Here is a 26,724-nt window from a genome sequence, read left to right as displayed (position 1 = left end):
ATAAACGCGGAGGCGATATTAGATGAAGGTTCTCGTACTGGGAGCGGGGGGCATTGGCGGTTATTTTGGTGGCAGACTGGTTGAATCGGGGGTAGATGTAACGTTTCTTGTGCGCGAACGTAGATACAAACAGCTGCAGGAGCGAGGCTTGCGCATTCAAAGCATTCATGGGGATTTGCTTTTGGAACAGCCACAACTGATTCAAGCAGGTGAGGAAGCAGGACCTTTTGATGTTGTGCTTTTGTCCAACAAAGCTTACACGCTGGAAGATAGCGTCGATGCCATCGCTCCGTACGTAGGCGAGGACACGGTCGTCATTCCGCTATTGAATGGAATTGCGCATATGGAACGGTTGTGGGATCGTTTTGGCCGGGAGCGCGTTCTCGGGGGTCTTTGTTTCATTGAGACGACGCTGAATGCTGACGGAGATGTCGTGCAGACAAGTCCTATTCATGATACGGTTTTCGGTGAGTGGGAAGGCGGAAAAAGCGAGCGTGTAGAGCGAATCGAGCAAGCATTTTCCAAGATCAATGGAACGATGCGTGCAAGCGCAAATATCCAACGGGAAGCCTGGCACAAATACTTGTTTATTTCGACGTTTTCCGGTATTACTACATTGATGAATTCCGCTGTCGGTCCTATCCGGGAATCGGCTTGGGGCGTAGAGTTGACGCGTCAGCTCGCTGAGGAAATCGCATCTGTCATGAACGCCTTGGAGGCACCAATCAAGCCGGATATCGTCGACAAGCAGATGGAGACTTTCCAAAATCAGCGTCCTCAAACGAAATCGTCCATGCTGCGTGATATGGAAAAAGGTCTTCCAGTGGAAGCGGATCATCTTCAAGGCTATCTCTTGGAGCGAGCGGAACAAAAAGGCTTGTCCACGCCGCTCTTAAAAGTTGTCTACAATAATCTGAAGGTTTACGAACAGAAGCGTGCAGGAGACAAATAAGGTATAATACGGGGTGAAATGAAATGTCTTTCGCTCACGCATTATAAAAAGTAGGAGGGGTAAAGATGGAAGTCATCAAGATTTCCCCCCGTGGATATTGTTACGGTGTAGTGGATGCCATGGTCTTGGCACTGCGAACAGCGCAAAACTTTGACTTGCCCCGCCCGATTCATATCTTGGGCATGATCGTGCACAATGCTCACGTCGTCGAGGCGTTTGAAAAACAAGGGATAAAAACATTGGATGGAGAGGATCGACTGGCTCTCTTGGATCAGGTCCATGAAGGAACGGTCATCTTCACTGCCCATGGCGTGTCTCCTGAGGTGCGCAAGAAAGCACGCGATAAAGGCTTGACCGTCGTCGACGCGACTTGCCCGGATGTAACGAAGACACATGATTTGATCCGTGAAAAAGTAGCAGAAGGCTATCATGTGCTCTATATTGGGAAAAAAGGACATCCAGAGCCAGAGGGTGCTATGGGGATCGCGCCGGATCACGTACACCTGGTTCAAAAGCTGGAAGAGCTGGACGCGCTTGATCTGCCCACAGACAAGCTAATCGTAACGAACCAGACGACGATGAGCCAATGGGATGTCAAACATCTGATGGACGCCATTCTTCAGCGTTTTCCAGGCGTGGAAGTGCATAATGAAATTTGTCTTGCTACACAGGTTCGTCAGGAAGCTGTAGCGGAGCAAGTAGGAGAGGCGGATTTGTGCCTCGTTGTGGGCGATCCGCGTAGTAACAACTCCAATCGTTTGGCACAGGTATCGGAAGAAATCGCGAATGTTCCGTCGTATCGAATTGCTGATTTATCTGAGCTGGACATTGAATGGCTGCGTGGAAAGAAAAATGTGGCGGTTACTTCTGGAGCTTCGACGCCGACTCCATTGACGAAGGAAGTCATCTCCTTCCTGGAGCAGTTCGATGAATTCAATCCGGCTACATGGGAGAAAAAACGTACCGTCAACATGGCGAAAATATTGCCAACGGTAAAATAAATAAGGTAGGCATGGCTCTGTGTTATGTTTTCTTACACGGTTAATTAACCTCAAAATTAGGAGAGTTATATGCCAGAATCACTTTCCGGTATAAGGCTGGGGGGCGCAAAAGGCAGATTCGTAAGTCTTTGCGCCCTTTATCTTTTTATTTACTACGGGCTTGGCTCTTTTGCTCCGTTAATTACGCAATACTACGAATCCATCCATTTAACGGGGACCCAAATTGGGCTCATCAGTGCAGTTGCGCCAATTGTATCTATTGTGGCACAGCCGATGTGGGGTATGATCTGTGATCGCTATCAAATTCGCAAAACTGTGCTGATTCTGACATTAATGATCACCGGCTTGGTGGGACTTCTCTTTACGGGTGTCTCCACCTTTGCCTACGTATTTTTGCTTTACATCCTGTTGTCGTTTTTTCAAAGTGCCGTCGTTCCTATCTCAGATAGCTTGGCTCTGGGTTATGCCAAGGGACATGGCATGCAGTTCGGCGACATTCGCTTGTGGGGAGCCATCGGCTTTGCACTAGCGGCATTCATTACGGGGCTTCTCGTCGAGCAGTGGGGGCCACATGTTCTTTTTTACTCGTTTTGCTTGGCGTTTCTGATTGCCATTCTGTTTCTTCAGAAGGTTCCGGAAGAAGTGACAGAGGCTTCGGGATTTCGTGTCAGTATGCTTGCGGGGATCAGGGATTTGGCGCGAATTCCGCGATTTGCGTTGTTTTTGATCTCATCGTTCTGCATGATGGGCTCTGTAAATGCCAATAATATTTGGTTTTCCCTGTTTTATCAGGATATCGGAGGGACCATTGCCGGAATCGGTCTTGCCTTCTTGTTGTTTGCAGGCAGTGAGGCTCCTTTTATGAAGCTGGCGGGTTATATTGTCCGCAGGTGGGGACTGGAGTTGACGCTACTGCTATCTGCGATTTTTTGCGCGATGCGTTGGTTCTGGTATAGCTCTGCTCCGAGTACCACTGCCGTGATTGCTATGTTCTTTGTGCAAGGGATTTCAGTAGGCTTTTATTTGGCGACAGCAGCCCAATTTGTGCGCGAAAATACGCCCGCATCCCTTCAGGTGACGGCGTTGGCCATCTTCTTTTCAGTAGGAGGCGGGCTTGGTACGATGTTTTGCAATTTGGTAGCAGGGTGGATCAAGGATTCGTTTTCGGTGCTAGCCATTTATTTGTTTTTTGGAATCATCACCGCGATCGGGATCATTCCTCTGCTCATGATAAAATTCGGACGGTGGAAGCAAATCTCACCAGACGAAGAAGTGCAAGCTAGTCAATGACGAGCATGCCTTGGAAGCCTGTTTCCGGATAGCCAGGTGCGTCTGATACGAAATGATACCGACCACGTTTGGCGGCTGAAAACTGCAAGAGAGTCGATTGAGTCGGCTTCAATTCTGTGGATGTAAGGTTCAGATCACGAATGGATAGATTGTGAGGGCGTGTATCGGTGTTGACGATCATCAACGAGACTCGCTCTCCTTCGTGTGCAGTCAATTGATTGGGCAAAAAGCCAGCGCTAGAAATCGTAACGGTATGTGTCCGCGTCGCAACAGCGTACGAAGCGGGCAGGCGATGGTGATGATGTGTCCAAAGTAGCGTTAATGTCACAGCCAGAGCGATGATTGGATAACGAAGCTGCCGATACCAGTGACGAGACATTTTGCTTTCAACTCCTTTGAGGACCATAGCATGGGAAGTTACTATTATCCTGTCCCCGGATTGAAAGGGATAAACAACTTTTCTCTATTCGAATGAAGTCAATTGCTAGACCGCTTACATGAGGAGTGTCTCGTTTAGGGCTAGCCTACTAATTCCAATGAGCAAGCCCATGTCTTCGGATGGATTCATTTACGTGTTGCGCTACATTACAATGGAACTTGGTTTTTATATCCAATTCATGAAGGGGTTGAAAAGCGAATGAAAAAAATCGTTACTGGCATGATCGGATTGTGTATGGCCGCACTGCTTGTACTCTCCCTGCAATCTGCAACAAATCCTCTCCAAGCTCTTGCTTCTACGAATGCAGCAACAACTACTGAGGCGGCATCAAAAACTGACAATAGTGCCTTGCAAAGCCAATTCCACTTGAGCCACGTTGTCAAAATCTATGTCCCATCTACGGTGAACGGAAGCACCCCGGTTACAGATGAAGTTCATGCAAAATACGTCGATCAGTCATTGACGAAATTTTCAAACCTTTTTGGAGGAGCGACTGCCATTAGCGGAACGGGTGGATGGGTAGACGATAACAAAAAACTGATCAAGGAGAAAGTCACTATCGTTTACAGCTTTGCCGAAAAACTCGACAATCAGGCGTTGGATGAAGTTGTAGCCTACGCCAAACAATTGAAAAAGGATATGACGCAATCCGCTATTTCGCTCGAAGTGGATGGGAAAATGTACTTCATTGAATAAAGGATGGAAGAGCCAATTAACGGACCAACAGTGCAAGTATTTGGACGATATGCGATTATCTTTACACAATGGAGAGGCTTACTTAGGCTTTCCATTAGAATAAAGAAAAAAGGGGCGAGCCTGTTACTCGTCCCTTTTGCTTTTAGATAAATACATGTAGCAACAAATAGATAGCTGCAGCGAGTAAGGCAGAAATCGGCAGCGTAATAAACCAAGTGATCACGATACGTTTGGCGACGCCCCAATTGACGCTTTTCAGCCGTTTGGCTGCACCGACCCCCATGATCCCGGAAGAGATGACATGGGTAGAGCTCACAGGCAATCCTAGCTGCGTAAAGGTAAAAATGATCGAAGACGAGGTGAGATCGGCAGTGGCCCCATTAATCGGTTCAATCTTAGTGATTTTGCCCCCGACCGTCTTGATAATTTTCCAGCCTCCGACAGAGGTTCCCAAGCCCATCGCAAGGGCACAAATGAACTGCACCCAGAAAGGAATCGTGCTCGTATCTGTATGCAGGTCAGCGGCTACGAGAGCGAACACGATAATGCCCATCGCTTTTTGTGCGTCATTCGTTCCATGTGTAAAGGATTGCAGGGCCGCCGTGAAAATCTGAAAGAAGCGAAATCCCCGGTTGACCTTGGTAGGGGGAACCATGATCCGACTGAAAATGAAATAGACCAAATTCATCATGAGGTAAGCGGCAACCAGCGCGATAACCGGTGACACAATAAGCGCCTGAAAGATTTTTAAAAAACCAGCCCAGTTGATTTGCGCGCTCCCGGCGGAAGCGAGGACTGCCCCTACGAGTGAGCCGATGAGAGCGTGAGACGAGCTGCTGGGGATACCGTACCACCACGTAATCAAATTCCAAAGGATCGCAGCCAGGAGAGCAGCCATGACCACAAGCACTCCGAATTCCAGCTTGGCTGGATCGGCGATATCTCCACCGATAGTTTTGGCGACTCCGGTAAATGTCAGGGCACCGATAAAGTTCATGATAGCTGCCAGTCCAATGGCAATCTTAGGCGGGAGAGCTTTGGTGGATACGGTGGTTGCAATGGCATTGGCTGTATCATGAAAGCCGTTAATAAAGTCAAAGGAAACAGCCAAAATGATAACGGCAATAACAAGGGGAAGGCTCGTATACATGAAAGTAGATCTCCTTGTTTAAGAGTTGCCCATGATCACGGATTCCATCGCATCGGCGACATCCTCGCAATGATCCATGACATCTTCGAGCACTTCGTACACCTCTTTGAGCTGCATGATGTGAATCGGATCGCTTGAGGTTTTGAACAATTGCCGGATGCTCCCCCTCACCAATTCATCCCCTTCGCTTTCCAAATCGTTAATGCGGATGATGTACTCCTTCATATCGGACAACTTTTGCTTTTGGAGCAGTTCGATGGCGAGAAGAATTTGCTTGGTAGCTTCTTCGATGAGTTGACCGAATCGTACCATCGTTTGATCTGGTTCCATGATGTCGTACATATACAGCCGCGAAGCGCAAAACTCCAATCCGTCCAGCACATCATCCAGCTTGACGGCAAGGTCCAGAACGTCCTCACGCTCGATGGCGGTAATAAATGTCTTGTTGATTTGCACGATGATTTCATGGATGAGCTTGTCGCCTTTTGTTTCGTACTCTTTCATTTCTGTAGCAAAGGTTTTGACAGTCTCCAATGAAGTAATCTTGTATTCATTAAAATAGATCGCTGTTTGATGCACATTTTTCGCAATCTCATACAAGTCATCCAAGAGTGCGTCCGATTTGGTAAAAAGCATAAACAAACCTCCACTTTGAAAACCCGAATAAGAGTATTTTGAGTGGAGGAGGTGGTGATTATGCACTTTTTCACGAACTCTTTACGTCGTGAGTAATTGGGCTGCCATGTAGACAGCCACTCCCCACATAATCACAGCTGAAACCATATTCAGGCCACGCTGCAATTTTCCAGAACGGTCCAATCGTCCTGCCGTACGACCAGCTACGGAAAGGCCGAAAAACCAGAGGCAGGATACAAGGATGCAGGCAATCGTAAAACCCCATTTCTCTGTTCCGGTATAGCTGAGTGAGCTGGTGCCGATCACGCCGATCGTATCGAGAATCGCATGCGGGTTCAACAAAGAGACAGAGGCAGCAAACATGATTTGTTTTTTCGCAGAAAATCGTTCTTTCTCTCCATCTTCAGTATTTGGACGGCTACGCCACGTTAAATATCCCATGTACACCAAAAAGAAGAAGCCGACGACATACAGAACGGTTTTCAGCCATGTGACTGTCAATACAACCAAAGAGACTCCCAATACCGCCAATAAAATGAGCAGGGTATCGCAAAGTGCCGCGGTCAGTACGACGGGCATGGCGCGAAGTAATGTAGGTTGTAGCGCCCCCTGATTAAAAACGAAAACATTTTGTGCACCGAGCGGTAAAATAAGTCCAAAAGCAAGCACAAAACCGTGCAAAATCGCTTCCAGCATGATCATTTCCTCCCCGTTTCTCTCTGGATGCAAAGGCTATTTGCATTACTGTCATTATTCACGGTTGTGAATCTGTTGTCTCCAGCCAATTGGTTTACATCCAAACCAACCAATTTGTACAATGATAAGACGAGGGGGGATGTGCCTGTGCTGACGATAGACTGGAAGCCTGACAAATCATCTGACATACCGATCTACGCGCAGATCGTGGCTTATATCAAGGGGAAAATCGCAGGCGGTGAGTGGCCGATCAATAGTAAATTGCCAACACAAAGAGCGTTAGCACAAGCCTTTGATGTAAACCGCAGCACGGTGGTGACGGCTTTGGAAGAGCTGAAAGCGGATGGCTTCATTGAAGCAACAGTAGGCAGTGGCTCCGTCGTTAGCAACAACACATGGTCTTTGCTGACGACCGCGCCGCCACCGAATTGGCTGGGCTACGTTCAGGCAGGAGCGCATCTACCCAACTCGCCTACGATTCAGGATATCAATCGTTATGAGCCAGACCCGAGGTACATTCGTTTGGGGACAGGTGAGCTGTCGCCTAGCTTGATTCCTGTTGCGGAGATGGAAGAAGTCATGGCTAGCTTGCAGGGCAAAATGACTCATCTCGGATATTCGGAGCCAAAAGGGCTGTTGCCTTTGCGTCAGGCGATCAGCAATCATTTGCGGAGCAGGGGGATCGAAGCTTCTCCGGCTTCTATTTTGATCGTTTCGGGGGCCCTTCAAGCCTTGCAGTTGATATCGATTGGCATCCTTCACCGTGGATCTGCCATCTTGCTCGAACAGCCTTCGTATTTATTCTCTCTGCCTTTGTTTCAATCATCGGGAATGCGTCTGATTGGTGTACCAATGGATTCGGAAGGAATCTCTCCCCAAGTGCTAACGAGACAAAAACAGGCGCATAACGCGGCACTCCTTTATACGATTTCGGCTTACCACAATCCGACGGGAATTAGCCTATCAGAGAATCGAAGGGAGCAAGTGCTGACCGCATGCGAGCGGGAGAGACTGCCTGTGTTGGAAGACGACGTTTATGGAGAATTGTGGTTAGATGAACCGGGACCATTACCGTTGAAGGCGAGGGATCAGAGTGGGTTGGTCTTGTATTTGGGCAGCTTGTCCAAAACACTCAGTCCGGGGCTGCGGATTGGCTGGATTGTAGGGCCTGAGCCTGTCATTGACCGCCTTGCGGATGTGAAAATGCAGACGGACTACGGAGCGAGTGCGATTTCCCAATGGGTGGCGACAGAATGGCTCACAAGCGATAGATATTCCCGGCATCTGGATCAGCTAAGAGCGGCACTGCGACACAGAAGGGACAGGATGTGCGGATGGCTTACTCGCTGGTTTGACGATCTGGCAGATTGGCGTATTCCACATGGCGGTTTTTATATTTGGCTGCGTCTGCATCAGGCGGTTTCGATGCGCAAGCTTTTTACGGAAGCATTGGCAAAAGGTATCCTGTTAAATCCCGGCTTTGTTTATGATCAGACGGATAGTCATCATCTTCGTTTGTCGTACGTGTACGCAGAGGAAGCCGACATGGAAAAGGCGCTTTATCTATTATCGCAACTCCTGCGTGGCAGGGGGTAATGGAAAGAAGACACCTGCTTAGGTCAGGTGTCTTCTGCTATTTCAATGATAAGGGAACTGCGTGGAGTATCCGCTAAACTGCTGATAAGCTTGCTGCAGTTGTTGCTGTTCCGCAGCCTCCAGCTTGTACCATCCTTTTTGGAACATGAGATTGAAAGCATCTCGTGCTGACTGATGGGTTTCATTCAAAATTTGTACCATGTCATCATAAAGCTGCTGGTGGCTGGCTTCCCGAACGGCGACGTTAAAGTTATCCGTCAAATACTTGCACGTAGCCAGACAGTCGTTGAGGTAGTCACGATCGTTCATTTGCGGACCTTTTACTTGTGGCAGCTGACCGGATTGTGGATTGGCGATCTGGTTTTGGTTTGGCATCCCGATTCCTCCCTTATTGCATTTGATGTTGTGGTTGGGATTGCTGTTGCTGTTGCTGGGACTGTGTCTGCGGAATGGTCGCCATCACTGTGGTGTTGTTGTTTTGCAGGTGACTCAACAGTTTTTGGTAGTGTCGCTGGTGCATTTGTCCTTGCTGTTCCAGGCATTGCTTGACCTGGGGATCAGTAACTTGCTGTGCGAAAGCATGCAGCTTTTTGAAAGCGATCAGTTCCCATGACAAAGCATCCTTGAGATAGCTCAAGTCCTTTGTCGTTATGACCTTAGGCGGTTCGGGAATCGGAGCTTGTGTAAAGGGCTTGGAAGACAGGATGGATGGCATCGGGTTGCTCCTTTCAGATGGAATCATATATAGGATAAGCAACAAGTCAGGATGTAACCCCTGAGGATTCAAACCAAAAAAAATCCGGTCGCAAGGGACCGGATCAGGTTAGCTCCAGCGAAGAAACGACGATGTCGATGCTGGCGGGAGCGATATTGAGACAATATTGAGCTTCTTTGTTCAACGTAGATTGAAGTGCATGGATAAGTGCTGGAATATTTGTCATGTAAGGCAGTTGAAGAGCAATCGAAACCTGAAACCGTGGCAAATCCTCAAAGCTGGAGACGATCTTGACTACATGATGGACCTCGTCAAACTGGTTGCAGGCCGCTTCCACGATTTTTCGCAACACCTGGGGATGAATCATGATACGTCCGCCTGAAAACGGAGGATGAACCACGGTTGTTTCCCCAATCACTTCTTTTTTCGAGCTAAAAATCTGTTGGGCAGAGGAGATGAGGCGCTGGAGGAAATCTTTTTCTACCTCCACACGCGGAATCGGAATCGTGTGCTTGCCCATTGTTTCCCGTACGTAGCGGGCAGCCTCAATTTCCTGCGGAGGCTTGATTGATTCAATCGGGATGAAGTCCACCTGAAAAGGCAAATGCAGGGCTTCGACGATACGACCAATCATCCGCTGCGAAGTTCCTAACACGAGTAGTCGGCTTGGTTGAATCTCGCCGAGACTTCGCCGTACTTCTTCAGCGTGCTCCTTATAATGAAAAATAGCTCGTTTTACCGCCTGAATTTTTGTCTTCTCATATTTGGCAGAGGTTCCGGCCACCTTGCGTCCCTGGTAAATCAGGATGCCATCATCAATAATGGCGTCGATGTTCATTCGGTGAGCAAGTTCTAATGCACTGGTGCTTTTTCCTGTTCCACTGGTGCCGTACAAGGCGTAAATTTCCATGGGACCTCCTTCGTCATTTTTCTAGACTATACTTGATCTTTTTTATTATACATGACAAGGAGGGGGGACAAAACGAATTTACTGGTATTGTGCCCCCATCTCCCGCGATCTTTCCGCAGCACGCAGGATGGCTGCAGTGACGGCTTCCTGGAATTGATAGGCTTCCAATACTTCCAGTCCTGCCTGGGTCGTTCCACCCGGACTCGTTACTTTTTGGCGGAGAATAGAAGGCTCTTCGCGTGTATCGAGCAGCATATGTGCCGCGCCGATCACAGTTTGCAGCGTTAATTGGCGTGCCATTTCTCGATCGAGTCCCGCTGTGGCACCTGCCCCCATCATGGCTTCGACCAAATAGTAAATATAAGCAGGACCGCTTCCAGACAATCCAGTAATGATGTCCAACTCTTCCTCGGCGACTTCATATACGGTGCCAATTGCTTCGAAAAGTTTGGTAGCCAGCTCGCGGTGCTCTTCCTGGACAAAAGGATTCGCGCACAGTCCTGTAGCAGACAGACCAACCGCAGACGATGTGTTGGGCATCGTGCGGATGATCGGGCACTCTGCACCGAGCCACTCTCCGATCAAGCTGGTAGAGACACCAGCAACCACCGAAATGATCAATTGGTCGGAACGAACAACTCCACGCAAATCCTGCAAAGCCTCTGCTGTATCCTTTGGCTTGATGGCCAAAATCAAAATATCGGAAGAACGGACTACCTCAAATTTGTCCTGAGTAGCAGTTACCCCGTAGTCATTTGCCAACTGTTCCAAACGCTCCATATTGTTGCGGTTGGAGACGGTAATACGCTCAGAAGGGAGTAAGCCTTTCTTTACGATACCGGAAAGCATGGCCTCCACGATCGAGCCTGCACCGAGAAAACCGATCCGCCCTTCTGTAATCGCTGTTGCTTGGTTACTCATGGTGATTCCCTCCCTTTGGACTATCGGATTTGGCCGTTTCCGCGTACGACATACTTGTAAGAAGTGAGCGCTGGCAAGCCCATTGGCCCACGAGCGTGGAGCTTTTGCGTGCTGATGCCGATCTCGGCACCGAAGCCGAATTCTCCACCATCTGTAAAACGGGTAGAGGCGTTGTGATAAACCGCTGTGGCATCGATTGCAGTCAAAAACTGACGGGCTGCGACTTCATCTTCCGTTACGATTGCCTCTGAATGACCAGAAGTATGCGCTGTAATATGTTCAATGGCTTCGCCCAGGCTATCGACAGTGCGAACCGCCAGAATCAGCGAAGAGTATTCCGTATCCCAGTCTTCTGACGTTGCATGGTGCAGTTGAGCGGCGAGGTCGGAATGCAGCTCTATCGTACGCTCACAAGCACGGAGCTCAACGCCCTTCGCCAGTAGCTTTTGAAGCAAGGCTCGTTGATTTTCCTGTGGCCAACTGCGGTGCACGAGCAGTGTTTCGGCAGCATTGCATACCGCAGGCCGACTCGTTTTGGCATTGATCACGATGCTTTCAGCCATGTCATACTGAGCCGCTTCATCCACATAAATGTGGCAGTTGCCGACGCCTGTTTCGAGTACAGGAACGCTTGCGATTTGCAGAACCCGCTGGATCAGTCCTGCGCCACCCCGAGGGATGATGACATCGACGAGACCATTGGCGGTGCACAAGTAATCGACAGAGGTATGTTCGGCAAAAGGCAAGTACTGCACCGCTTCTGCGTCAAGTCCGGTCGCAGTGAGCGCTTGACGAATGCTAGTCACCAACGCGAGGTTGCTGTGAACAGCGCTGTGGCTGCCGCGCAAGACGATTGTATTGCCTGTTTTGATGGCGATAGCTGCTGCGTCAACGGTGACGTTCGGTCTGGCTTCGTACACCATTCCAATGACGCCGAGCGGGACGCGGATTTGTTCGATGAAAAGTCCGTTTGGACGTGTCCACGAGTCGATTCGTTCCCCTACCGGATCATCGAGGGATACCAGCTGCGCCAGGCTATCCACTAGCTGTGCAATTCGCTCCGGCGTCAACAGGAGACGATCCAGATAGGAGGCAGGCTGACCGTCTGCTTCCGCGAGGGCGAGGTCCTTGGCGTTTTCTGAGAGAATGACAGCCTCATCAGCCAGCAGCTGGTTGCCGATTGAGACGAGCACCTGGTCTTTTTCTTTGCGAGAGAGTATTGCCATTTTTCGTGAAGCCTGTTTGGCCAGGCTTATTTGTGTATGCACTTTTTTCTTCAAGCTTTCCATGGTTTCTCCAACTCCTTCTTTCCATCTACATGGATTCGTTTAGATGACAGGCGTCCATTCATCCCGATGTATAACAGTACCGCTGTGTCGCGTTACGTTATCAGGGGAAAGAAAATCACTTAACTGTGCTGCAGTAAATCTGCTGATGCCGCGACCGATCAACGTACCCTCACAGTAAACCTCGATAACCTCACCTTGCTCGAACATGCCGGATACATCGCGGACACCTGCCAAGAGCAAGCTTTTGCTGTTTTCCAAAATCGCTTCCGCTGCACCGCTATCAACCGTGATTTTTCCGCGGGTAGGGGAGTGAAGCGCAATCCATTGCTTGCGTGTAGGAACACCGTTCGTTGAAGGCGCTTCTGGATGATAGTTGACATAGGTGCCATTCCCGTTGCCAGTAAGGACATCCAGTAAATCAGTGGTGCTCGTCAATTTTCCGATAAAGCTCGGAATTCCTAATGATTGGGCGGTTTTTGCTGCGATTAGCTTGGAGCGCATACCGCCTGTTCCCAGTTGGGAAGCTCCGCCTGCAAGTGCCTCGATTTCGTCCGTCACACATTCGAGCCAGCCCATATGTTTAGCATCAGCATGATAACGTGGGTCTTTATCGTACAAGCCATTCGTATCAGTCAGGATCGTGTACAGATCTGCATGGATGAGACCAGCGACGAGTGCGCCAAGCATATCATTGTCTCCGAAGGTCAATTCCGCTACGGATACCGTGTCGTTTTCGTTGATGATTGGCAAAATGTTTTTATCCAAAAGCAGTGACAACGTGGAAAATGCGTGCTGATACCGTTCCTTGTGAGAAAAGTCACCGCGTGTCAGCAAGATTTGCGCCACGCTGAAGTTATGGGCGCCAAACATTTGCGTATAGGTTTGCATCAACAAGCTTTGCCCGATGGCCGCCGCTGCTTGCTTGGCTGCCAAGGATCGCGGTCGCTGCTCATAGCCGAGACTTTGATAGCCGCTGGCGACAGCTCCTGAGGAGACTAAGACAACTTGATGACCCGCTTCGCGCAATTGGCTGATAGCCGAGACGAGCAGCGACATTTTCGCCGGATCAACACCACCTGTAGCTGCTGCAATCGAACTGCTCCCCACCTTTACTACCAAACGCAATTTACCCTTTTTCATGCGTAATACCCCCTTCTTGCATACAAAAAAGCCCTCTCGTCTCTTTGATAAGGACGAAAGGGCTTGATAACCTCACGCGGTACCACCTTATTTGACGTTTTGGACTGAAGGCATACTTCAGCCAAGAAACGCCCGGCTCTCTTTCTTTGATAACAGGTGAAAGAAACCTGTCCAGGTCTTCCCTGGATGCTCTGGGGTGGGTTCAAACCGATTCAAGGACGAAACCTCTCAGCCGGTGGATTTCGCTCTCTGGACCTGAAGGGCGGTTTTACTATTCCCCGTCATTGCCGCTCACTATGTGCTTATTAATTCACTATTATTCGCTTGGTCCGCAAGAAATGTCAAGAGGCTTATTGAAATTGTTCATTCCCATAAGCGCCCATCCGTGATTTGATTTCGAACCGGTTGGTCTTTTGATCGCGTACGAGTCGGTAGCGCAGCGTGCGATCAGAAGCGAAGGAAGTATCGGTTACATCTTCCACGATCACACTGAGTTCTCCATTGCTTTTTTGAACAGTCGTGTTTCGTACCGAGATCAGAGTCGGATAGTCGACACGGGGGATTGCTACGTATACTTTTTCCTTCACCAGCTTGGTTGTCATGTTGTCGTACATGGCTTCTGCCAGTGGACGGCTCCAAAAACGACCGAAGTACCCCGTTATCTTGTCTTTACTGTCGAAGCGCTTAGGTAATTCACGAAAAACGAGACCATCCTCAAACACAGTTTTGCCCTTCGCATTGTCCGCAGCAGCATAATATACATTTTCCAGCTGATGCTCGGCTTGCTTCAAAAAGAGGACGACATCCATTTTGTTATCGCCAAGCTTTTGGATGGCAGATTGCTTGGCAGCCTTACTCTGTGTTTTGGCCTTGGTTTTTGTCTGATCCTGCTTTACTTGCGTCAAGCATCCTGTGACGAGCAAAGAGAGAGCAAGAATAAACATCCAATTTTTCCAGTTGATTTTCATGGCACACCTCACTTGGGAGCAGTCGTTTTACGTTAGCGTGTGTGTGAAAAAAGACAAATAGCCCAGTTAATATATGGATAGGGGTTGTCTGACTCTCGGATTATGTCTATCATGGAGAGAGTTGGACAGATCGAACAATTGAGGTGGAATATATGTTTGGGTTTGGCAAAAAAGCAAAAAAACTGGACGGTATTGATGTTTTGATTATCAAAACCGAGGAAGCGAAAAATCGCAACTTTTATCAGGTTGCTTTTCCAAGCGTGGTAGCGAATGACATTTTGTCCATGCTGCAAAAATTGGAGAAATCAAAAATGAACAAGCAAGAGTTCCTGGGGGAAATCGGCGGTTTTCGTATTGTGACCCACTTGGAAGCCTTGACTAGTTTTGAAATTTTGGATGAGGCGGATATGGAGGCACATCCAGTACAGATTCAAGATTTTGCCAACATGCTTCTGCGCCGTTTGGAAGCGTTGGAGGAAAGTGGCAAGTTGGACGGAAACGAAGATTTAGCATTCATCATGGGCGAGTTGACTATGCTGCGTGATGGCAGCTTTGTACCACAAAACTAATCATGAGGGCCGTTGGGATAACCGATGGCTCTTTTTCTTTTCCCGGAACTTTTCTTTGAGAGTAAATTGGAAAAATATTAGAAATGTCGGGGAGAGGGGAGTAACAGCGATGATAGAACTGATCAATGTGACGAAAAGCTACAACCGTGTGTGGAATTCCGGGGCTGATTTTTATCAACATGGTCGGAATCTTGGTGGATTTGCAGCTGCCTAAGCTGCGCTGGAACTCCGAAAAGGAAGCCATCAAGCAAAATCTCAATCCCCTTTTCCCGCTGGTAATAGGCCTTATGGCAGGAGGACTAGTCGTCCTCGCGAGTTTTTCGTTGGGGATATCCATGTTAGGAACCGCTCTTGGGATTTTCGTCCTGTTCACTCTCATCAACATTTTCTTATATCGTTTGCTTGTGACCAAGGGATCAGGCTGGTTAGAGAAGATTGAAGGATAGTCAGCGCATAGATAAAAGGATATAATTGGGCCGCTAATACAAAGTGCGGCTCTTTTTCATTTCTTTTGAAAAAGTATAACGAAGTTCCGATTTCATCCCGATACAAGAAAGGGAGAGATCAGACCCAGGAAAATAGACCAATATGGCAGGAATGGATGCTACTGAGGTCGAATTCCAAAAAAAGGGAGTAAGGAAACGATCATGGAAAGAAAGGAGTTATCGTAAGTCATGGTAAAGCGTTTTGCTATCGTTTTTTTCTTGGCACTGCTGGTGGTGCAAAGCGTTTTTTCAGGGAGTGCGAATGCGGCTACACCTGGCATGTTTACGGACATACAGGGACATTGGGCGAGTGAGCACATTAACGAAATGGCGGATTTGGGCATCGTAAAAAGGAAGGGATATCAGCCTTTTTACCCAAACAAGCCAGTTACTCGAGGCGAAGCTTTGGCTATGCTGAATCGGGTATTTGAGACGGTATATGGACCGATAGAAAAGCCAGAACGCAAGCGAAACCTGGATCATCGCTATCTACTCCGGGGGGAAGTAGATCAACTGCTGAGTAATCTAAAGACCATGATGAAAATCGAAACAGACGATCTGGGCAAGTTTGATCCAGGAGATCGGATGCTGTACTATCTATATTTGGCTGAAACCGGGCACCTGATGAAAAAGCAAGAGAAGGAAAATCCGGACTGGTGGATGTCCAGTGCCGGGATGCAGTGGCCATTAACGAGAGAAGAGGCCAGCTTGATGCTGTTTCATATGATGGCACCACAAAAATTCCGAACAGCCAATATTAAACCACAAGATACAGTCTCATTCTTTAACAGCTATTACGAATGGAAGCGCGACCGATTCTATCGGGATACATATTCACCGTACCCACTGGCAATCCGGGAATTCAATCTGTTTCTCACGGACAAGACCTTTTCTCCGAACAAGATCCTGACGCGTGCAGAATACATTGTCGTGATGGATCGACTGATCGATTATTACCGGATAGATGCTGCTTCGCAGTTCCGTGGTTCGCCTGCGAATCAGCAGCACATTGCGCAGGTGTATTTACGAGCAGCGAATTTGGCGTACGAAACAAAAAATCAGAAGCAGCTGTCTGTGCTCTTTACAGACGATGCGCTCAAAAGCATGGCAAAGCTGGAGCAAGTGCCTACGTACAACGGACCGGTAAAAGTATCGGTCAAGGCAGACGAAAACAATTCGAAAACGCTCTGGGTGATTGCTCATTATCTAGACCCGAAAAACGGAGACTTCCAAATTGAATACCGATTGGAAGAAGACGCGTCCAACGCTTACGGACGCAAGATCACCACGCTGATTTACTCACAAAAATAGTACAGAAAAAGGGGCACTGGACAACCGAGTGTTCCTTTTCTTTTCTTTCTTACGAAGAAGCGACAAGTGACGATTGCAACTGACAGAATTTTCGATTACAATAAAAACTGAACGGTGATTCAGTTGGTGGGAGCGTAGCATCTCCGGGCATGTAAGACAGCCAAAACGTGGGATGTCATTTTTTAACCCACATACTGAATGAGCATTCATTCAACACGAGACATGTGCTGATGTACACAGGAATATCTATAGAGAAAGTAGAAGTTTTAAAAATGCTCTTCTAGTCTGAATATTAGGTATTCACTGTTGCGAGGCCATTCTTTTGACCATGAATAAGCCATGACTAGGTTTTTAAAAAGGAGGATTTGGAGATGAAACGCAAAATTCGCAAGGCGGCAGTTCTCGGTTCAGGCGTCATGGGCGCTGGGATCGCAGCACATTTAGCCAACGTCGGTATTCCCACTTATTTACTGGACATCGTGCCGCGTGAATTGACAGCAGATGAGAGTAAAAAAGGACTTACTTTGTCTGATAGCGTGGTGAAAAACCGGATAGCACAAGCGGGCCGTGACCGACTTTTGAAGGAGAAGCCGGCGCCGCTCTACGATAAAAAGAACATCGACCTGATTACAGTTGGTAACTTCGAAGACCATCTCTCTTGCTTGAGCGAGGTCGATTGGATTATTGAGGTAGTTGTCGAGAACATCGAGGTGAAGAAAAGCGTCTTCGCTATGGTAGAAGCGCATCGCAAGCCAGGGACAATCGTGTCTTCCAATACGTCCGGTGTTTCTATCAACGAAATGGCAGAGGGACGCTCTGATGACTTCCGTAAGCATTTCCTCGGCACGCACTTTTTTAACCCACCGCGCTACTTGAAACTGTTGGAGCTGATCCCAGGTCTTGATACAGACCCGCAAGTCATCTCTTTCATGAAGCATTTTGGTGAGCAAGTGCTCGGAAAAGGAATGGTCGTTTGCAAGGATACACCTAACTTCATCGCCAATCGCATCGGTACATATGGATTGCAGGTGTCGATCCACGAAATGGTGCGACTGGGGCTTGGGGTAGATGAGGTAGATGCGTTGACAGGACCAGTCATCGGCCGTCCGAAGAGCGCTACGTTCCGCACACTGGATGTCGTCGGACTGGATACGTACGTACATGTGGCGGGCAACGTCAGGAACAAAAGCACGGATGAACAGGAGCGCTCGGTTTTTGAAGTGCCGGAGTTCGTTCTGCAAATGGTGGAGAAAAGATGGATCGGGCAAAAAGCTGGTCAAGGCTTTTTCAAGCAGGTGAAGACGGAGAAAGGCAAAGAGATTATGGCACTGTCGGTTGACACGCTGGAATACCGTCCAAGTGTGAGGCCGAAGTTCCCTTCCCTCGAAACAGCCAAAATAGCCAAGACATTGCCTGAGAAGTTGAGAGCGCTCGTATACGGTAAGGACAAGGGCAGTGAGTTTGTCTGGAGTGTTTTCAAAAAGGTTCTGCTGTACTCTGCGGAAAAGGCTCATGAGATCGCAGACGATATCGTCTCTGTTGATCAGGCTATGAAGTGGGGCTTCGGCTGGGAGATGGGACCATTCGAAACATGGGATGCCATCGGTCTCGAAAAGTCAGTGGCAAAAATGCGTGAGGAAAACGAGAAGATTCCGGCACTCGTCGAGGAGCTGCTCGCGAGCGGGAAAACCTCCTTCTATCAAAAAGAGCAAGGGAAGCGCAGCGTGTTTTCCATCGGAGGCACCTACAAGGACGTCGAAGAGAGCAAGGAAAACATCAACTTGGCAGCACTTAAGGAGCAAGGCAAGCTGATCAAGAAAAATGCGGGTGCCGCCTTGATCGATTTGGGCGATGGAGTCGCATGTCTGGAATTCACCTCCCCGCACAATGCGCTCGGGATGGATGTCTTGCAAATGGCAAGTCAGGCCGCAGAGGAAGTACAGAAGAACTTCGCTGGCTTGGTTATCGGTAATCAAGGCAAAAACTTCTGCGTCGGGATGAATCTCGCCATGGCGTTGATGGAAGCACAGGATGAGAACTGGCTGGAGCTCGACATGCTCGTCACGAACTTCCACAAAACCGCTCGGGCACTGCGCTACATGCATCGTCCAGTCGTCGCAGCACCGTTCGGCATGACGCTTGGCGGCGGTGTCGAGGTGGTCTATCTCGCGGATCGTGTACAGGTATCGGCAGAGACGTACCTTGGACTGGTAGAAGTGGGAGTAGGACTTCTGCCTGGTGGGGGAGGAACGAAGGAGATGCTGTTCCGAGCAATGGAAAACGTTCCAGAGGGAGGCAGCATGCCAGTTGATCCGTTCCCGTTCGTTGCGAAGGCGTTTGAAGCCATTGCCATGGCAAAGGTATCTACGAGTGGTCAGGAAGCCATCAACCTGGGGTATCTGCGACCGACTGACCGCATCAGCGTAAATGCCGATCATTTGTTATACGATGCGAAGCAGCTGGTGCTTGCGATGGATAAAGAGGGCTACACGCCGCCAGCACCACGCAAAATTCGCGTCATCGGAGAAACCGGTTATGCGAACTTGCGCCAAAATATTTATGCCATGAAGAAGAGTGGATATATTTCCGAGCATGATGAGCTGATCGCAAGCAAAGTTGCCTATGTCATGTCCGGTGGTAACGTGCCAGCGGGTACAGAAGTGACAGAGAGCTACATTCTGGAGCTGGAAAAGCAAGCGTTCCTCGAACTGATCAAGACACCGAAAAGCCAGCAACGGATGCAGCATATGCTGACCAAAAACAAGCCTTTGCGTAACTAGGGAGAGGGAGGGATAACGATGAGAGAAGCAGTTATTGTCGCGGGCGCCCGCACCGCTATCGGTAAATCGAAAAAAGGAAGTCTCAAGGATTTTCACCCAGTCGATATGGGAGCCGCAGTTGTAAGCGACCTGTTGCGCCGCGTGCCACAGCTCGATCCAGCTGATATCGAGGATATCATTATGGGGACGGCTGTACCGGAAGCTGAGCAAGGCATGAATATGGCTCGCTTGATCGGACTGCGTGCCGGATTGCCGACAAATGTATCGGGAATCACGGTCAATCGCTTTTGCTCCTCCGGTTTGCAGACGATTGCTTACGCTGCTCAGCAGATCATGGTCGGCAGCTCCGATGTGGTTGTCGCTGGCGGGGTGGAGAGCATGAGTCTGGTGCCGATGCTCGGTCACAAAATCGCACTCAATCCGACTCTGGTAGAAACAAAGCCGGAAGCGTACATGAGTATGGGCCATACGGCTGAAGAAGTAGCGAAGAGGTACAACATTTCTCGTGAGGATCAGGATGCTTTTGCTCTGCAAAGCCATCAGCGTGCGACGGCTGCGATAACTTCAGGGAAATTCCAGGATGAAATCGTACCATTGACCGTCAAGCAGCATTTTGTAGATGAAGCTGGCAAGGTTCACGTCCAGGAACGTGTTTTCGACAAGGATGAAGGAGCGCGCTCGGACACGACGATGGAGGCACTCGCCAAGCTCAGGCCTGTCTTTCATGTGCAAGGCAGCGTAACGGCAGGAAACTCCTCCCAAACGAGCGATGGCGCGGCAGCTGTTCTCGTGATGTCTGCCGAAAAAGCAGCCGAGCTGGGTGTCGAGCCGATTGCCAAGTTCCGTTCCTTTACGGTTGGCGGCGTAGACCCTGATGTCATGGGGATTGGTCCGGTGGTCGCGATTCCAAAAGCATTGAAACTGGCGGGAATCAGCTTGGAGGATGTCGATTTGTTTGAGTTAAACGAAGCGTTTGCTTCTCAATCGATTGCCGTCATTCGCGAGCTGGGACTCGATCCTGAAAAGGTCAATGTAAATGGTGGGGCAATCGCATTAGGGCATCCACTCGGTTGCAGTGGTGCCAAGCTGACCGTCCAGCTTTTGAATGAAATGAAGCGCAGAGGCGGCAAATACGGAGTCGTTACGATGTGTATCGGCGGGGGAATGGGTGCCGCTGGCGTTTTTGAAATGATCTAATTTTAAAATAAGGAGAGGGATAGTAATGGCAGAAACAAAAGATTTGATCCGCGGTGGAAGCTTTTTGATCGATGCAGGTTCAGCTGATGATGTATTCGTGCCAGAAGAGTACACGGAAGAGCAAAAGATGATTGCCAAGACGACGGAGGATTTCGTCAACAATGAAGTTCGTCCTCATCTGGAAGAGCTTGAAAACCACCAATTTGATATTTCGGTTCGTCTGTTGAAGGAAGCAGGGGAGCTCGGTCTGTTGGCTGGAGACGTACCGGAGAAATACGAGGGACTGGGGCTGGATAAAGTCAGCACTGCACTCGTCACAGAGAAGTTCTCGCTGGCTCGCGGCTTTGCGCTCAGCTACGGCGCCCATGTCGGTATCGGGTCACTGCCGATCGTGTACTTTGGAAACGAGGAGCAAAAACAGCGCTACCTGCCTGATCTGGCGTCTGGAAAACGAATCGCTGCCTACTGCCTGACAGAGCCAGGCTCTGGCTCAGATGCGCTGGGTGCGAAAACGACAGCGACTCTCTCCGCAGATGGCACACACTATATTCTCAATGGAGAGAAGCAATGGATTACAAACGCTGGCTTTGCTGATGTATTTATCGTATACGCGAAAATTGATGGCGAGAAATTTACTGCCTTTATCGTCGAGCGCACATTCCCAGGTGTTTCGTTTGGACCGGAAGAGAAGAAGATGGGGATCAAATGCTCCTCGACACGTACGGTCATTTTGCAAGATGTACCTGTGCCGGTAGACAATCTGCTCGGTGAGCCTGGAAGAGGTCACGTAATCGCGTTCAACATCTTGAACGTTGGTCGTTACAAGCTCGCGGTGGGCGCAGTTGGCTCCGCGAAAAAAGCGGTGGAACTCGCGACGAACTACGCAAAAGAACGCAAGCAGTTCAAAACGCCAATTGCCAACTTTACCTTAATTAAAAACAAACTGGCGAACATGGCAGTGAAAACGTATGCGGCTGAAAGCTCCGTCTATCGGACAGTGGGTCTGTTCGATACAGCACTGACTCGCTTGGGTGAAAAAGCGGATGATGGCGCGGAGGTTGCGAAGGCGATTGCGGATTATGCGATCGAATGCTCGATCAATAAAGTGTTTGCCACTGAGGTTTTGGATTACTGCGTGGACGAAGGCGTGCAAATCCATGGTGGATACGGCTTTATGTCCGAGTACGAGATTGAGAACATGTACCGTGACTCGCGGATTAACCGCATTTTCGAAGGAACGAACGAAATCAACCGCATGCTCATCCCGGATACGCTCGTGAAAAAGGCGATGAAAGGCGAACTCCCGCTCATGCAAGCAGCAAGCAGCCTGCAAGCAGATCTGATGAGCTATTATCCAGAAGAGATTGAAGATGCACCTTTGGCTATGGAGAAGCATCTGATCAACATCACGCGCAAAATCATTTTGATGGTGGCTGGTTCTGCGTTGATGAAATACCAGCAGGCGATGTCCAAAGAACAGGAACTCTTGGCATTCGCGGCTGACATGCTGATCGAGCTGTATGCGATGGACAGCATCGTGAAGCGGACAGAGAAAGCAATGGCGGCAAATGGCATCGAAGCCGAGCAGCAAAAGCTGGAAATGACCGCTGTCTATGTACATGAGGCGTTCGACCGTATCGAAGGCTGGGCAAAAGAAGCAATGGCGGCGATGGAAGAGGGCGACGAGCTTCGTCTGCGCCTCTCGATCCTGAAAAAGCTGACCCGCCGCACGCCGATCAACACAGTGGCACTCAAACGTTCGATTGCGGATCGTGTGATTGATGCGGGAGCATATGTGGTGTAGTTCGAAATAGAAGACTAAAAAGGGAGCAAAGCTTAACGCTTTGCTCCTTTCCTATTTAACGCACTTGTTCACCTTCGAAATTCCACCATCGTGAATGGTCACTTTGACGTTCACCGCCCCCAGAGAAGACGGCTGAAGCGGTAGTGGTGGCGATTGTAAAGCAGTAGACACATGTTATCAGCGCCAATACGAAATAAAGCGGGAAGCCGTACGTCTTTTTGATCCAGTAAAACAGATGTTCATGCTCCGTTTTTCATGATTCTCCCGCCAAAGTAATCTCGTACTCCCAACAGTATTTGCCGAGCGTTGGGATTTATTCGATTCAGCGGCAGGATGTGCCAAGTCGCATGCATATTTTGGGAAGCTCTCACGAACTCTAATGAAACATCATTTGTTAAGGGCGGGACGTACAAGATGGCGATGAGAGGGTGGCTGAGAAGGAAAAAGACATCGGTCAAAGACAGGCTTCGCCACTCGGGTGAGTCTATCCGTGTCCGCGAGATCCATGATCAAATAAGCGAGAACATTGCAGAGCTGAATGCGATCTTCACGCTGACGCCTGATTTGGTGATCCGGACTTTTGACAGCCAACATGCCAGCGGGAAGGTTACGCTCGTCTATCTCACCGGATTGGTTGACAAAAACTCCATAAACAATAATGTGCTTCGTCCGCTTTTGTCTCAAAGAGATGGAGAAAGCCCCAGTCTTTTTGACCTGTTATCCGTTGGCAAGGTGTCCGTTGTATACGACTTTCAGACCGTAGAGAACGATATCTTGCAGGGCAGTAGCGTTCTATTTATCGAGGGACGAAAAGAAGCGCTCGTGGTCGAGACAAATGGATGGCCGCAGAGGGCTCTAGAAGACCCGCAATTGGAGGCCTCACTGAAGGGAGCTCATCAAGGATTTGTCGAAACTGACTCCCAAAACATCGCCCTAATTCGCCGCTATATTCCTAACCGCGAGCTGAAAATTAAAGAGATTTGGATCGGAGAACGAGGGGGCACAAAGCTCTCTATCATGTATTTGGCCGATGTCGTCAATCCGCAGGTGCTGCAGGAACTGGAAGATCGGCTTGGACGAATCAAGGTTGATTCGATCCTCAATACAGGAGAGCTGGAGGAGTATATCGAGGATAATCCATACTCCCCTTTTCCACAGTTCATCACAACGGAAAGACCTGATACGACCAGCTCTCATTTGCTTCAAGGGAAGATTGCCGTTGTCGTTGATCGATCACCAAGCGTAATGATTGCTCCTGTTTCTTTTGTTTCCTTTTTCCAAAATGTCGATGATTACAGCATACGCTGGCCTGTTGCTTCATTTATTCGCTTGCTTCGATACCTGGCTTTTATCGTGGCCACTTTTTTGCCCGCAATCTATATTGCGTTGATTTCATTCAATTATGAGGTCATCCCGCTCGATTTGATCCTGTCGATAGGAGAGTCTCGCGAAAAAGTGCCGTTTCCTCCTTTGCTTGAAGCGCTGCTCATGGAGCTCACACTGGAAATGCTCCGGGAATCTGGGATTCGCTTGCCTGCTCCAATTGGACAAACTGTCGGTATCGTCGGCGGTATCGTTATCGGTCAAGCAGTCGTCCAAGCCGGAGTTGTAAGTAACATTATGGTGATTGTCGTGGCTTTTACCGCGATATCTTCGTTTATCATCCCGAATTACGATATGTCTTCGGCAATCAGACTCATCCGTTTTGCCATGATGGTCTTGGCGGCGATGTTTGGAATCGTCGGGATTGTAGTGGGGCTTATGGCCCTAATTGGTCATTTGATTTCGTTACAATCCCTGGGTGTCCCCTATGGAAGTCCTCTGGCTCCTGTACGCTTCTCAGATTGGAAAGACCTGTTTGTTCGTTTGCCTATGTGGAAGATGCTTGATCGCCCCAAGGGAGCCAGAACGGTCCAGGCTAAGCGGCAAGGGGATAATCAGCCAGAGGGGGATGCGAAATGAAAAAGTACGCATATTACGAGCTGTCCGTCCTCCAGTACATCCTTCTCATTCACGGGACGCAGGTCGGGATCGGTGTCTTGACAATACCGCGAGAATTGGCGGAACAGGCGGGGACAGACGGATGGATGTCCCTGTTTATTGGATGGGCAGCAGCCGTGCTCGTAAGCCTCGTTACCACGAATATGATGAAACGTTACCCGGATAAGACGATCATCGATATATTCCACCTCCTTTTGGGCAAGTATTTGGGAAAAGTGGCGACGATATTGATAGGCATGTATTTTGCACTTGCAACGACCGTCCTCATTGCCAATACCACTGCGATCATTAATGTATGGATATTGTCACAGACACCTGCGTACATCATTGTTATCCTGTTTGCGATTCCCGCCTATATCGTCGTACAGGGGGGACTGCGTGTGATTGGGAGGTATTCTGAGCTGGTGTTCTATCTCACTCTCTGGATGCCGCTTGTCCTCGCGACCGCTTTAAAGGATGCACATTGGTTACACTTTTTGCCTCTGATAAAAGAGGGGTGGATGCCGATATTGACAGCCAGCAAGACTACGGTTTTGTCCTTTCTTGGGTTTGAAATGGCGTATTTTGTTTACCCCTTTCTCCAGAAAAAGCAATACGCATCAGTTGGCATTGTCGTGGCAAACACACTGACCTTGCTTGTTTATTTGTACATCACAATCATTTGCTTTGCTTTTTTCTGCCCGGATGAGATCGTTGAATATGTATGGCCTACGCTGAACTTGTGGAAGGTGATAGAATATCGCTTTCTGGAGCGCATCGATATTATTTTTCTCGCGTTTTACTTGTTCATTTTATCGACAACGGGATTGACCTACCTGTATTTCACCGTTTTCTCCACAAGCCAGTTATTCAATAGCCGGGATCATCGAAAGCATTTATGGGTGCTCCTGATGCTACTATCGGTTGTGGCTTGGGTGTATACGCCTTCTTTTGTTGACCTGAAAAAAATGACAGAGACTTGGAGTTTTGTTGGACTGATAATTGCTTACTTACTTCCACTATTGGCTTGGGGACCAATTTGGCTGTCAAAGCGAGGAGCGGGGGGGAAAGAAGCATGAAGCGGTTTATACGGATCATTTTGTCGTTCGTTTTAATCGTGATGCTAACCGGGTGTTACGATCGATTGAATCTCGAGGATGCAACTCTTTCTCTTATGATCGGAATTGATTTGAATGAAAAAAATGAACTCCTCATTTATATGACAAGCCCAGTGTTCAGCAGGGAAGCCAAAGAAAAAACAGAGGAATTCGGCCTCCGGGCATCTAGCATGCGAGAATCGAGAATGGGCTTTGATGAAATCGTAACGGCTCTGACCGTATCAGGCAAAATCCAATTGATTGTGCTGGGAAAGCGTTTATTGCAGCACCCAGATTGGTTTCGGTTATTGGATGTCGTTTTTCGTGATGCGAAGTTCACTGTCAACGCACGAATGGTCATGCTTGATGGCCCATTGAACGAGCTGTTTGAATACAAGCCAAAGGACAAACCTCGCCTTGCGCTGCATATGACGAAATTAATTGATACAGCCAATCAAAGAAATCTGACGGTAAAGACCAGAGCGCAGGAATTTCATCGGCAAATGTTTGAAAAAGGCATAACGCCCCATATATCGGAGTTGAAGAAGACGAAGCATGCGGTGAGAGTAATGGGAACCGCATTGTTAACGAAAAAAGGAGCTTATGCCGGATTGATCGAGCCGCGGGATACAATTCTCTTGCAGATGCTTCTTCATGGAAAACAGGGGGAAATATCCGTCACTCTCCCGGTTAACGTGCCAAGCGATCAGAATCCCATTGTAAAGGAAAGAGTCAGCTTTTTTGTAAAAGGCGTCAACAAAAAAGTGAAGACGACCTATCGAGACGGTACATTCCATTTCGATATTGAGTTGAAATTGCGTGTGTCTATATCAGAGAGACTGTTTCCTTTCAACATGGAAAAAGAGTACAAAAAGCTGGAACAGATGATTGCCAAAGAACTCCACAAGAACTATGCCCAGCTTATCAAAAAATGTCAGGAAGCCAAGACGGATCCGTTTGGTTTTGGCCTTTATGCGCGTGCCTATGAATATGAGGAATGGAAAAAAGTTCAAGATGACTGGCCGACAGCCTTTTCAAAAGCAACGGTTCAATTGAAACCAGAAGTGACTATTAAAGGAAATGGAGTCATAAAATAAGAAAA

At 48.7% G+C, this 26,724-nt stretch carries 24 protein-coding genes, 1 pseudogene and 1 other annotated feature; of the genes and pseudogenes, 14 read left to right on the top strand and 11 right to left on the bottom strand.

The genetic code is table 11. From position 1 onward, the window contains the following. Positions 1 to 22 precede the first annotated feature (22 nt). From panE to ACKKE8_RS26755, 3 genes are all read left to right on the top strand, one after another. Entirely contained in the window at positions 23 to 952 is a 930-nt protein-coding gene (panE, locus tag ACKKE8_RS26765) for a 2-dehydropantoate 2-reductase (protein ID WP_409175685.1), read from the top strand. Positions 953 to 1,017: 65 nt separating this feature from the next. Beyond that, positions 1,018 to 1,953, top strand: a complete 936-nt coding sequence (locus ACKKE8_RS26760) for a 4-hydroxy-3-methylbut-2-enyl diphosphate reductase (protein WP_048034646.1) — start codon at positions 1,018 to 1,020, stop codon at positions 1,951 to 1,953. Between the two features lie 69 nt (positions 1,954 to 2,022). Then, positions 2,023 to 3,243: an MFS transporter gene (locus tag ACKKE8_RS26755; protein ID WP_409175684.1), complete on the top strand. Its 1,221-nt coding sequence runs from the start codon at positions 2,023 to 2,025 to the stop codon at positions 3,241 to 3,243. On the opposite strand, the gene ACKKE8_RS26750 is transcribed toward ACKKE8_RS26755, so the two are convergent. After that, a complete protein-coding gene (locus ACKKE8_RS26750; protein WP_047073184.1) occupies positions 3,233 to 3,622 on the bottom strand; it encodes a cupredoxin domain-containing protein in 390 nt (129 codons plus the stop codon). The genes ACKKE8_RS26755 and ACKKE8_RS26750 overlap by 11 nt on opposite strands. Positions 3,623 to 3,880: 258 nt before the next feature. Between ACKKE8_RS26750 and ACKKE8_RS26745 the strand changes: the two genes are divergently transcribed. After that, complete coding sequence (locus ACKKE8_RS26745; protein ID WP_409175683.1) at positions 3,881 to 4,378, top strand: DUF3574 domain-containing protein; 498 nt, start codon at positions 3,881 to 3,883, stop codon at positions 4,376 to 4,378. A gap of 142 nt (positions 4,379 to 4,520) precedes the next feature. Here ACKKE8_RS26745 and ACKKE8_RS26740 read toward each other — a convergent pair whose 3' ends face one another. The 3 genes from ACKKE8_RS26740 to ACKKE8_RS26730 all read right to left on the bottom strand — a co-directional run bounded on the left by ACKKE8_RS26740 (position 4,521) and on the right by ACKKE8_RS26730 (position 6,860). Next, positions 4,521 to 5,528 (bottom strand): anion permease, encoded by a 1,008-nt coding sequence (locus ACKKE8_RS26740; protein WP_409175682.1) that lies wholly within the window; start codon positions 5,526 to 5,528, stop codon positions 4,521 to 4,523. A gap of 18 nt (positions 5,529 to 5,546) precedes the next feature. Beyond that, entirely contained in the window at positions 5,547 to 6,164 is a 618-nt protein-coding gene (locus tag ACKKE8_RS26735) for a DUF47 domain-containing protein (protein WP_409175681.1), read from the bottom strand. A gap of 81 nt (positions 6,165 to 6,245) precedes the next feature. Further along, the gene (locus tag ACKKE8_RS26730; RefSeq protein ID WP_409175680.1) at positions 6,246 to 6,860 is read right to left on the bottom strand and encodes a LysE/ArgO family amino acid transporter; all 615 of its coding nucleotides are present in this window, start codon (positions 6,858 to 6,860) and stop codon (positions 6,246 to 6,248) included. 147 nt (positions 6,861 to 7,007) lie between these two features. On the opposite strand from ACKKE8_RS26730, the gene ACKKE8_RS26725 reads away from it, so the two are divergent. Then, complete coding sequence (locus ACKKE8_RS26725; RefSeq protein ID WP_409175679.1) at positions 7,008 to 8,456, top strand: PLP-dependent aminotransferase family protein; 1,449 nt, start codon at positions 7,008 to 7,010, stop codon at positions 8,454 to 8,456. Positions 8,457 to 8,498: 42 nt separating this feature from the next. Here ACKKE8_RS26725 and ACKKE8_RS26720 read toward each other — a convergent pair whose 3' ends face one another. The 7 genes and pseudogenes from ACKKE8_RS26720 to ACKKE8_RS26690 all read right to left on the bottom strand — a co-directional run bounded on the left by ACKKE8_RS26720 (position 8,499) and on the right by ACKKE8_RS26690 (position 14,399). Continuing rightward, positions 8,499 to 8,831, bottom strand: a complete 333-nt coding sequence (locus ACKKE8_RS26720) for a spore coat protein (protein WP_017251484.1) — start codon at positions 8,829 to 8,831, stop codon at positions 8,499 to 8,501. A gap of 13 nt (positions 8,832 to 8,844) precedes the next feature. After that, positions 8,845 to 9,171: a ferritin-like domain-containing protein gene (locus tag ACKKE8_RS26715; RefSeq protein ID WP_409175678.1), complete on the bottom strand. Its 327-nt coding sequence runs from the start codon at positions 9,169 to 9,171 to the stop codon at positions 8,845 to 8,847. Between the two features lie 103 nt (positions 9,172 to 9,274). Then, the gene (locus tag ACKKE8_RS26710) at positions 9,275 to 10,081 is read right to left on the bottom strand and encodes a hypothetical protein (RefSeq protein ID WP_409175677.1); all 807 of its coding nucleotides are present in this window, start codon (positions 10,079 to 10,081) and stop codon (positions 9,275 to 9,277) included. Between the two features lie 78 nt (positions 10,082 to 10,159). Continuing rightward, a complete protein-coding gene (proC, locus tag ACKKE8_RS26705) occupies positions 10,160 to 11,002 on the bottom strand; it encodes a pyrroline-5-carboxylate reductase (protein ID WP_409175676.1) in 843 nt (280 codons plus the stop codon). A gap of 20 nt (positions 11,003 to 11,022) precedes the next feature. Next, positions 11,023 to 12,309: pseudogene (locus ACKKE8_RS26700) on the bottom strand (glutamate-5-semialdehyde dehydrogenase); the annotation flags it as partial. 21 nt (positions 12,310 to 12,330) lie between these two features. After that, a complete protein-coding gene (gene proB / locus ACKKE8_RS26695) occupies positions 12,331 to 13,431 on the bottom strand; it encodes a glutamate 5-kinase (protein ID WP_409175675.1) in 1,101 nt (366 codons plus the stop codon). Positions 13,432 to 13,477: 46 nt separating this feature from the next. After that, positions 13,478 to 13,725: a binding site (T-box leader), on the bottom strand. Positions 13,726 to 13,781: 56 nt separating this feature from the next. Next, the gene (locus ACKKE8_RS26690; RefSeq protein ID WP_409175674.1) at positions 13,782 to 14,399 is read right to left on the bottom strand and encodes a hypothetical protein; all 618 of its coding nucleotides are present in this window, start codon (positions 14,397 to 14,399) and stop codon (positions 13,782 to 13,784) included. 152 nt (positions 14,400 to 14,551) lie between these two features. Here ACKKE8_RS26690 and ACKKE8_RS26685 point away from each other — a divergent pair, with 152 nt between their 5' ends. The 9 genes from ACKKE8_RS26685 (at position 14,552) to ACKKE8_RS26645 (ending at position 26,719) form a co-directional block, all read left to right on the top strand. Further along, positions 14,552 to 14,968 carry a hypothetical protein gene (locus ACKKE8_RS26685; protein WP_409175673.1) on the top strand — a complete coding sequence of 139 codons (417 nt, stop codon included), beginning with the start codon at positions 14,552 to 14,554 and terminating at the stop codon, positions 14,966 to 14,968. Positions 14,969 to 15,114: 146 nt separating this feature from the next. Further along, positions 15,115 to 15,414, top strand: a complete 300-nt coding sequence (locus ACKKE8_RS26680) for a hypothetical protein (RefSeq protein ID WP_409175672.1) — start codon at positions 15,115 to 15,117, stop codon at positions 15,412 to 15,414. Between the two features lie 228 nt (positions 15,415 to 15,642). After that, positions 15,643 to 16,764, top strand: coding sequence for an S-layer homology domain-containing protein (locus ACKKE8_RS26675; RefSeq protein WP_409175671.1), 1,122 nt, complete (start codon positions 15,643 to 15,645; stop codon positions 16,762 to 16,764). Positions 16,765 to 17,135: 371 nt separating this feature from the next. Beyond that, positions 17,136 to 19,544: a 3-hydroxyacyl-CoA dehydrogenase NAD-binding domain-containing protein gene (locus tag ACKKE8_RS26670; RefSeq protein ID WP_409175670.1), complete on the top strand. Its 2,409-nt coding sequence runs from the start codon at positions 17,136 to 17,138 to the stop codon at positions 19,542 to 19,544. Positions 19,545 to 19,562: 18 nt separating this feature from the next. Next, entirely contained in the window at positions 19,563 to 20,741 is a 1,179-nt protein-coding gene (locus tag ACKKE8_RS26665) for an acetyl-CoA C-acetyltransferase (protein ID WP_409175669.1), read from the top strand. A 25-nt stretch (positions 20,742 to 20,766) separates the two neighbouring features. Then, a complete protein-coding gene (locus ACKKE8_RS26660) occupies positions 20,767 to 22,545 on the top strand; it encodes an acyl-CoA dehydrogenase family protein (RefSeq protein WP_409175668.1) in 1,779 nt (592 codons plus the stop codon). Between the two features lie 414 nt (positions 22,546 to 22,959). Then, positions 22,960 to 24,507 (top strand): spore germination protein, encoded by a 1,548-nt coding sequence (locus ACKKE8_RS26655; RefSeq protein WP_409175667.1) that lies wholly within the window; start codon positions 22,960 to 22,962, stop codon positions 24,505 to 24,507. Then, positions 24,504 to 25,604 (top strand): endospore germination permease, encoded by a 1,101-nt coding sequence (locus ACKKE8_RS26650; protein WP_409175666.1) that lies wholly within the window; start codon positions 24,504 to 24,506, stop codon positions 25,602 to 25,604. The genes ACKKE8_RS26655 and ACKKE8_RS26650 overlap by 4 nt, the downstream gene beginning before the upstream one ends. Next, positions 25,601 to 26,719, top strand: coding sequence for a Ger(x)C family spore germination protein (locus ACKKE8_RS26645; RefSeq protein ID WP_409175665.1), 1,119 nt, complete (start codon positions 25,601 to 25,603; stop codon positions 26,717 to 26,719). The genes ACKKE8_RS26650 and ACKKE8_RS26645 overlap by 4 nt, the downstream gene beginning before the upstream one ends. Positions 26,720 to 26,724: the final 5 nt, after the last annotated feature.

Origin of the sequence: Brevibacillus fortis (assembly GCF_046196545.1) — a bacterium.
Taxonomy (GTDB): Bacteria; Bacillota; Bacilli; order Brevibacillales; family Brevibacillaceae; genus Brevibacillus; species Brevibacillus fortis_A.
This window is presented reverse-complemented; position numbering and strand designations above follow the sequence as displayed.

Coding starts and splice junctions, on each gene's coding strand:
- panE (WP_409175685.1), top strand. CDS start 23: ATGAAGGTTCTCGTACTGGGAGCGGGGGGCATTGGCGGTTATTTTGGT.
- ACKKE8_RS26760 (WP_048034646.1), top strand. CDS start 1,018: ATGGAAGTCATCAAGATTTCCCCCCGTGGATATTGTTACGGTGTAGTG.
- ACKKE8_RS26755 (WP_409175684.1), top strand. CDS start 2,023: ATGCCAGAATCACTTTCCGGTATAAGGCTGGGGGGCGCAAAAGGCAGA.
- ACKKE8_RS26750 (WP_047073184.1), bottom strand. CDS start 3,622: ATGTCTCGTCACTGGTATCGGCAGCTTCGTTATCCAATCATCGCTCTG.
- ACKKE8_RS26745 (WP_409175683.1), top strand. CDS start 3,881: ATGAAAAAAATCGTTACTGGCATGATCGGATTGTGTATGGCCGCACTG.
- ACKKE8_RS26740 (WP_409175682.1), bottom strand. CDS start 5,528: ATGTATACGAGCCTTCCCCTTGTTATTGCCGTTATCATTTTGGCTGTT.
- ACKKE8_RS26735 (WP_409175681.1), bottom strand. CDS start 6,164: ATGCTTTTTACCAAATCGGACGCACTCTTGGATGACTTGTATGAGATT.
- ACKKE8_RS26730 (WP_409175680.1), bottom strand. CDS start 6,860: ATGCTGGAAGCGATTTTGCACGGTTTTGTGCTTGCTTTTGGACTTATT.
- ACKKE8_RS26720 (WP_017251484.1), bottom strand. CDS start 8,831: ATGCCAAACCAAAACCAGATCGCCAATCCACAATCCGGTCAGCTGCCA.
- ACKKE8_RS26715 (WP_409175678.1), bottom strand. CDS start 9,171: ATGCCATCCATCCTGTCTTCCAAGCCCTTTACACAAGCTCCGATTCCC.
- ACKKE8_RS26710 (WP_409175677.1), bottom strand. CDS start 10,081: ATGGAAATTTACGCCTTGTACGGCACCAGTGGAACAGGAAAAAGCACC.
- proC (WP_409175676.1), bottom strand. CDS start 11,002: ATGAGTAACCAAGCAACAGCGATTACAGAAGGGCGGATCGGTTTTCTC.
- proB (WP_409175675.1), bottom strand. CDS start 13,431: ATGAAAAAGGGTAAATTGCGTTTGGTAGTAAAGGTGGGGAGCAGTTCG.
- ACKKE8_RS26690 (WP_409175674.1), bottom strand. CDS start 14,399: ATGAAAATCAACTGGAAAAATTGGATGTTTATTCTTGCTCTCTCTTTG.
- ACKKE8_RS26685 (WP_409175673.1), top strand. CDS start 14,552: ATGTTTGGGTTTGGCAAAAAAGCAAAAAAACTGGACGGTATTGATGTT.
- ACKKE8_RS26675 (WP_409175671.1), top strand. CDS start 15,643: ATGGTAAAGCGTTTTGCTATCGTTTTTTTCTTGGCACTGCTGGTGGTG.
- ACKKE8_RS26670 (WP_409175670.1), top strand. CDS start 17,136: ATGAAACGCAAAATTCGCAAGGCGGCAGTTCTCGGTTCAGGCGTCATG.
- ACKKE8_RS26665 (WP_409175669.1), top strand. CDS start 19,563: ATGAGAGAAGCAGTTATTGTCGCGGGCGCCCGCACCGCTATCGGTAAA.
- ACKKE8_RS26660 (WP_409175668.1), top strand. CDS start 20,767: ATGGCAGAAACAAAAGATTTGATCCGCGGTGGAAGCTTTTTGATCGAT.
- ACKKE8_RS26655 (WP_409175667.1), top strand. CDS start 22,960: ATGGCGATGAGAGGGTGGCTGAGAAGGAAAAAGACATCGGTCAAAGAC.
- ACKKE8_RS26650 (WP_409175666.1), top strand. CDS start 24,504: ATGAAAAAGTACGCATATTACGAGCTGTCCGTCCTCCAGTACATCCTT.
- ACKKE8_RS26645 (WP_409175665.1), top strand. CDS start 25,601: ATGAAGCGGTTTATACGGATCATTTTGTCGTTCGTTTTAATCGTGATG.